General features: G+C 47.1%; 3 protein-coding genes. All 3 read left to right on the plus strand.

Annotated features, from left to right (window positions below):
• Positions 1-411: 411 nt before the first annotated feature.
• The 3 genes from M3O96_RS21730 (at position 412) to M3O96_RS21740 (ending at position 5,651) form a co-directional block, all read left to right on the plus strand.
• Complete coding sequence (locus tag M3O96_RS21730) at positions 412-1,722, plus strand: S8 family serine peptidase (RefSeq protein ID WP_249725321.1); 1,311 nt, start codon at positions 412-414, stop codon at positions 1,720-1,722.
• Positions 1,723-1,747: 25 nt separating this feature from the next.
• Entirely contained in the window at positions 1,748-1,981 is a 234-nt protein-coding gene (locus M3O96_RS21735) for a hypothetical protein (protein WP_249725324.1), read from the plus strand.
• Positions 1,982-2,513: 532 nt separating this feature from the next.
• Positions 2,514-5,651 (plus strand): WD40/YVTN/BNR-like repeat-containing protein, encoded by a 3,138-nt coding sequence (locus M3O96_RS21740; RefSeq protein ID WP_249725327.1) that lies wholly within the window; start codon positions 2,514-2,516, stop codon positions 5,649-5,651.
• Positions 5,652-5,687 lie beyond the last annotated feature (36 nt).

The following is a 5,687-nucleotide window of genomic DNA, read 5'->3' on the forward strand; positions in this document are numbered from 1 at the left end:
TTCAGGGCTCATGAGGATCCAGCATGAATTTAAGGATGGGCTGCACCCATCCCTTTGTTATCCCGCCCTTTCAGGGCTTTAGGTTTTTTTTCTTTGCGCCTTCGCGCCTTCGCGGGACATCTTTTACCACTATGATCGCAATGGACTCGCTAAGAACGCAAGGTGGCTTTCTTAGGGGCTTTGCTCTTTTTGTCTCTGCGTGATATAATATTGTAATTTTTTCTCCGTGCTCTCCGAGAGCTCCGTGGTAAATTATCCACACCGACTCGCTCATTGCGACACCTTTGGGTCCTTTACGGTAAACTGAAATCCAACACATTAATTTTCAATTATACCCTTGATATTCAATAATATAAATTTTTTTGTAAATTAGAATGGATTTATTTCCATTTACTTTTCAATCCCAAAGCCATGTCAGATCAACCAGAAGTACTTGCATCAAAACCTGAATTCACCGGCAAACGTCTGGTGATGTTGGATCATAACGCCAAATTTAAACAGATAGAAGGTGAAGCAGGCGAGGCCTCCCTAAGGTTGGCCCCCTCTAGTGATTTTAAGTCAAAAACTGCTGATTATATGGAAGCCTTTAACCAAGCTGATGGCATCGTTTTTGAGAATTTTGGTGTAGCGGTCATCAATGAAAACCACCAAGAAGAGATCAATGTGCTAACGAGTGCTGCTAGGATCAACAGTTTTCTCTATGATGAACCAGAACGATATGTCTATGCAATAGCAAATGCAAATTCGGGGGGTGGTTTTTGGCAATGGCTTTGCCGGTTGTTGGGCATTGGCCCCAAACCACCTGTTTCTCCGGGTCCAGTCGATCCGACACCGAATCCAAACTTACCTGATTCTTATGTAGACAATTCCAACGGATATTGGGGTGTTCAGGCCATCCGAGCCTTGACCAGTTCTTACACCGGCAAAAATGTTCCCATTGCGATTTTGGATACCGGATTTTTAACAGGACATCCGGATTTCCAGACAAGAGGAATCCAAAGCAAATCCTTTATCTCAGGAGAAGATGTCAATGACCTTAATGGACACGGAACACACTGTACCGGTGTGGCAGCAGGTGGTTTGCGCGGTTCCAACCAAATCAGGTATGGTGTCTCTTTCGAATCCAAAATTTTTATTGGCAAAGTCCTTTCCAATGCCGGTTCAGGTTCTGACAGTGGGATTATCGCAGGTATGGATTGGGCCATGAGCAATGGCTGCAAAGTGATCTCCATGTCACTCGGTGCGCCTACAAGACCGGGTCAAAGTTATTCCAGGATTTATGAGGACATTGCCAAGCAGGGAATGGAACGAGGCACTTTGATTATCGCTGCGGCAGGAAATGAAAGCAACAGGTCATCCAACAGCATCAGACCGGTCGGACATCCGGCCAACTGCCCTTCCATCATGGCAGTAGCAGCGGTGGACAGGTTTTTGAAAGTGGCGGATTTTTCTTGCGGTGCCATCAACGGTGATGGTGGCGAGATAAACATCGCAGGTCCCGGAGTTGCAGTCATGAGCGCATACAAATCTCCACAAAACTATTCTTCCATCAACGGGACAAGCATGGCAACACCCTTTGTGTCTGGGGTAGCTGCCCAATTGTGGGAACAAAATCCTAGTGCCACTCCTTCCCAGATTTGGGAAAAGTTGATCAATACGGCCCGCCCCATTGGGCTGCCAGCAAGTGACGTAGGCGCAGGACTTGTCCAGAGTCCACAGTAATTTTAACTAGATATCCCCAAAAAAAATGGCAAAGCATCCTATCAAATTCGTGGCTTCGGTGGAGCAAACAGAGATTAGCAATATCGGAAACATTGCCCAAGTCCTGAAGGAAAAGGGCTGTAAGATCACCCATATCCTGTCTTTAACTGGGGTCATTACTGGAGTTTCCTCAGGAGACGAATCCAGCCTACAAGACCTGAAAGTGAAAGGCATCAAGTACATTGAGGAAGACGGAGAGGTCAAGGCATTTGGGGGGTGAAGGGTTTAAGGGAGGAGGTTTGAAGGAGGAAGGATGAGGTGTTGAGAGGTGGAAGGTAAGAGGTTAAAGGTAGGGAGGTCGGGAGGTCGGGAGGTTGGGGAGTCAGGCGTTTTTTAGGAAACGCTTTGGTGAAAAGTAAGAGGGGAAAGGTGAAAGAGACTTCTCCTTGTCATATCGACCAGAGGGAGATATCTTTTGGAGGGATTTGATTTTAGTTTTTCAAGACTTCTCCTACGTCGAAGTGACAAGGCAAAGCTTTCTAAATCCTTTAACATTTATGCGAAATAGACGTGATAACTTTATAAAAGTGAAAAAAAACCCAAGCTTTTCAAATCGATCGGAGGGTGATATCTTTTGGAAGTAAGAAGGACGAAATTGGAAGTACGAAGGTGAAAGAGCAAGTTTAAATTTTAAAGGTTCAGGGTGGAAGTTTCAAATACTGAATACTCCAAAAGTCCTCCATCAAAAAAGCCTTCCCTAAAACCGACATTTTTTTATAACTTGATTGCCATCAATAGCCACCTATTTTCTGATGAAAAAACTTATTCTTGCCTTCCTCCTTCTTGGCGCCTTTCAACTCTCGGCCCAGGATTTCAAAGAAATCAACAACACCCTCAAATACAGAAATATAGGGCCCTTCCGCGGAGGAAGGTCGGTGACTTCTTCCGGTGTGGTCAGCGATCCGCTCACCTACTACATGGGGACTACAGGCGGAGGTGTCTGGAAAACAGAAGATGCAGGACAGCATTGGAATAACATTTCTGATGGATTTTTTACTACCGGTTCGGTCGGTGCGGTGTCCGTCTCCGAATCCAACCCCAACATCGTCTATGTCGGCATGGGCGAGCATGCGCCTCGCGGCGTAATGACCTCCTATGGCGATGGAGTCTACAAATCCACAGATGCCGGTAAAACCTGGAAAAAATTAGGTTTGGAAAAAACCCAACATATCTCCCGAATCGTCATCCATCCCACCAATCCCGACATTGTCTTTGTCGCTGCACAAGGTGCACTCCATGCGCCCAATGAAGACCGAGGTGTCTACAAATCCACAAATGGCGGTGAAACTTGGGAGAAAGTGCTTTTTGTAGACAACAAATCAGGCGCTGTGGAACTGTCCATGGATATGAATTATCCCGAGATCCTCTATGCTGCTATGTGGGAACATCAACGCCTTCCTTGGAAAGTCATCAGCGGTGGTCCCGGCAGTGGTTTGTATAAATCGACTGACTCCGGCAAAACTTGGAAACTGCTTTCCAACGGTCTTCCGAAAGAAAAAGGGAAAATGGCGATTGCGGTTTCCCGTGCCAATTCCGACAAGGTATATGCTTTGATAGAAAGTGATTCTGACAAAGACCAAGGTGGCCTTTTTGTTTCTGAAAACGGCGGCATTGATTGGTCTATGGTCAGCGGTGACAACAGGCTAGTGCAGCGCGCATGGTATTATATAGAAGTTTTTGCCGATCCACAGGATGAACATACGGTGTATGTCCTCAGTGCCCCGGCACTCCGCTCGATCGATGGCGGTAAAAGCTGGGAAGTGCTCCCGAGTGCCCATGGCGATTACCATGACCTTTGGATCAATCCCAAAAACTCCAAAAACATGGTCATGGCAGACGATGGGGGTGCGGCTATTTCTTTCAACAATGCCAAAACATGGTCTACGCAGGCCAATATGCCGACTGCCCAAATGTATCGGATCAATACCGACAACCAACATCCCTACCGTATCTACGGCGGACAGCAGGACAACACTTCATTGGTCATCAACAGCATGGCTTTGGGAAGGGGTGGCATTTCTCAGGAGCATTGGAATTACTCTGCAGGGGGTGAAAGTGCTTTCTTAGCATTCAATCCTGATGATCCTAGGTACGTGTTGGGAGGTAGCTACCTCGGGACGATCGAAGTGCTAGACCACAAATCTTTGGGAAGCACCAATATCATGATCGCTCCTATCCAATACCTCGGCAGGGATGCGAGTGACATGAAGTATAGGTTCAACTGGAACGCACCCATCATCTGGTCACAGCATGAACCCGACACCTACTACCATGGATCGCAATATGTATTGAGGACCAAAGATATGGGTCACAGTTGGGAAGTAATCTCTCCCGATCTGACCAAAAATGAAAAAGAAAAGCAGGGAAAAGGCGGCGGTCCTTATACCAATGAAGCGGTGGGTGCGGAAAATTATGGTACCATCAGCTACATCATGGAATCTCCCCACGAAAAAGGACATATCTGGATAGGCAGCGATGACGGACTTTTGCACTTGACCCGTGACAATGGAGAAACATGGACCAACGTGACTCCAAAAGGCTTGACAGAATGTCTCATCAACGCCATCGAAGTATCTCCCCACGATCCGGCCACGGCCTATATCGCCACCACCCGCTATAAATTCAATGACTATACCCCTTCGCTGTACAAAACCACTGACTACGGAAAAACCTGGACCAATGTCAACCGAGGCATTCCTTATGGTGCTTTCACACGGGTTGTCCGGGAAGACAATGTGGTGAAAGGACTGCTCTATGCAGGTACGGAAACAGGCATCTATATCTCCAGAAATGGAGGTACAAGTTGGGGACCTTTCCAGTTGAACATGCCGGTCACGCCGATCACTGACCTGAAAGTAGCCCACAATGACCTGATCGTAGCAACTTCGGGCCGATCCTATTGGATCTTGGACGACCTCAACCTTGTGCGGGAGATCCAACCTTCTGTGGATAAACCGCTTCTCTACCAACCTGACGATGCGATGTTGGGTAGCTGGTCTTCCCCATTGAATGGCAACAGCGAAGAATTCAAGGGGACGCATCCTTTTGAGGGCGTCAATCCTGCCAATGGCGTGGTGGTCTATTATCATTTGCCGGCATCGGTGAATGACTCGACTCTCCTGACGCTAGAAATCAGGGATGAAAAAGGGGAATTGGTAAGGACCTTTTCAAGCAAAAAAGACCCTTCTTTTATCAAGTATGATGGCGGACCCTCAGCAGAACCTACATTGACTGTCAAAAAAGGAGTGAACAGGTTTGTCTGGAACATGCGCTATCCGACCATGCCGGGTGTGCCTTCAGCCTATTTGGAAGCAAGTTTCTCAGGACACAAAGCCATTCCGGGCACCTACACCTTGCTTTTGAAATCTCCTTTGGGAGAAAGCACCAACAAATCCAAGATTGTGGACAACCCGGATTTTGGACTCAGCGCAGCTGACTATCAGGAATACCACGCCTTTATGTCCAAGATGGAAGCCGAGCTTACTTCCATGCATACCATGATCAATGATGCGATGGCTTACCAACAACAGTTGAAGCCCCTTTTGGCCAAAATCAAAGGGGATGAATCCAAAAAAGAACTGCAAACTGCCGGAGTAACCTTGCTGAAGGAAATGCAGTCTTGGGATGAAGACATGCTTCAACGCAAGTCCCAAGCCTATGACGATGTCGAAAACTTCCCCAATAAATTTACCGCCAATTACCTGTACTTGATCAATCAGACTGAAAGTTCGATTCCTCGGGTGACCAAAGGATCAAAGGAACGCCTTGAGGAACTGACGAAGGAATGGGAAGTCCTGAAAGCCAGGGGAGAAAAGCTGTTGGAAACGTCAATACCGGCCTACAACAAATCCTTGCAGGAAGCGGGGATAGGAGTGCTCTTTGGGAAGTAAGGGGATTTTAAAATTGGAAGATTGAAAGGTTGGAAG

The sequence above is a fragment of the Aquiflexum sp. TKW24L genome (assembly GCF_023502205.1).
Taxonomy (GTDB): Bacteria; Bacteroidota; Bacteroidia; order Cytophagales; family Cyclobacteriaceae; genus Cognataquiflexum.